2 protein-coding genes are annotated in these 1,647 nt (G+C 70.9%); both read right to left on the bottom strand.

Annotation, left to right across the window (positions count from 1 at the left end; genetic code table 11):
- Positions 1-1,003 (bottom strand): gluconeogenesis factor YvcK family protein (locus DD1DGNOD_RS13855; protein ID WP_241255705.1); only part of this gene is annotated, 1,003 nt, incomplete at its 3' end.
- Positions 1,004-1,017: 14 nt separating this feature from the next.
- The coding region (rapZ, locus tag DD1DGNOD_RS13850; RefSeq protein ID WP_131770339.1) for an RNase adapter RapZ at positions 1,018-1,647 on the bottom strand (630 nt) is incomplete at its 5' end.

Here is a 1,647-nt window from a genome sequence, read left to right as displayed (position 1 = left end):
CCCGGCCCTGCTGGCTCTGCTGGCCTTCCTGGCCCGGCTGGCCTGTCCAGCTTTCCCGCGCCGCCTTGAACACCGTCTCGAACGCGGCGGCCAGCCGCCGAGGGTCGTGGCGTGGCTCGCCGGGATGGGCAACGGGGACGAGGTACAGGCGTGCCCCCAGATCGGCCGAGGCACGAGCGAGCACGGCCGGTTCGGGTACCGCGTAGGGATCGGCGATCACCACATCGAAGGCCAGCTCCGGCGCGTGCGTCCCGATGACCCGCAGGTGTTCCTCTGGTGAATACCCTTCGGTCTCACCGGGCTGCGGTACCAGGTTCAACACCATGACACGACGGGCCGGCGAACCGAGCAGCCGATCGGTGATCTCGGGTACCAGCAGGTGGGGCAGCATACTGGTGTAGAGCGACCCCGGACCGCACACGATCCACTCGGCGCTGTCGATCGCGGCCAGTGCCTGCGGACAGGCGGCGGGCTTGGCCGGCTGGAGGTACAGGCTCACCACCCGCCCGGGCGTGGTGGCCACGGCCGCCTGGCCGCGGACCTCCACCGTGGCCTCCGGTTCGTCCGGGTCGAGCCCGGCCACCTGGGCGACGATGTCGATGCCGTCCTCGGACAGCGGTAGCACGCGACCGGCGACCCCCAGCAGCCTGCCGGCCAGGTCGAGCGCGTCAACCGGAGAGCCGTGACGCTCGGCAAGAGCGGTGAGCACGAGGTTGCCGACGGCGTGACCGGCCAGGGGCCCGTCGCCGCCGAACCGGTGCTGGAACAGGTCTGCCCAGGTGGACGGCCAGGTGTCCGGGCCGGCCAGCGCGGCCAGCGCCATTCGCAGGTCACCCATGGGCAACGCTCCCAGCTCGGTCCGCAGGCGACCCGAAGAGCCCCCGTCGTCACCCACAGTCACAACCGCGGTGAGATGACGGGTGATGCGCCGCAGCGCCCGCAGGGATGCGGCCAGACCGTGACCCCCGCCGAAGGCCACCACCGCGGGATCGGTAACAGGCACGTGATCGATGGCAGTCACTCGCGCCCCAGGTCACGGTGAACCACCCGGACACCGACGCCGTCGCTGGCCAGCCGCCCGGCGAGTTGTTCGGCCACGGCCACGCTGCGATGCTTGCCGCCGGTGCACCCTACCGCGAGCGTCAGATACCGCTTACCCTCGCGCACATACCCCTCCCCCACCAGCCGCAGCAGCGCCGCGTACTGTTCGACGAACTCCTCCGCCCCGGTTTGGCCGAGGACATAGTCACGCACCTGCGGATCACGGCCGGTGTACGGCCGCAGCTCCTCCACCCAGTGCGGGTTCGGCAGGAACCGGCAGTCGGCCACCAGGTCGGCATCGAGCGGGAGACCGTACTTGTAGCCGAAGGAGACCACCGCCGCGGTCAGCCGGGTTCCCGACGGCTGACCGAACGCGGTGTCGATCTTCGTGCGCAGCTCGTGGACATTGAGGTCGGTGGTGTCCAGCACCAGGTCCGATTCGCCGCGCAACTGCGCCAGTAACGCGCGCTCGCGGCTGATGCCGTCGACCACCCGGCCGTCGCCCTGCAGCGGATGCGGCCGGCGGACGTGGTCGAACCTGCGCACCAGCGTCTCGTCCGCGGCCTCCAGGAAAAGAACCCGCGGATGCATGCCGCGGGCCTCGTG

The sequence above is a fragment of the Candidatus Protofrankia californiensis genome (assembly GCF_900634765.1).
GTDB lineage: Bacteria > Actinomycetota > Actinomycetes > Frankiales > Frankiaceae > Protofrankia > Protofrankia californiensis.
Note: the sequence above shows the minus strand (reverse complement) of the source record. Positions and strands in the feature narration are given on the sequence as shown.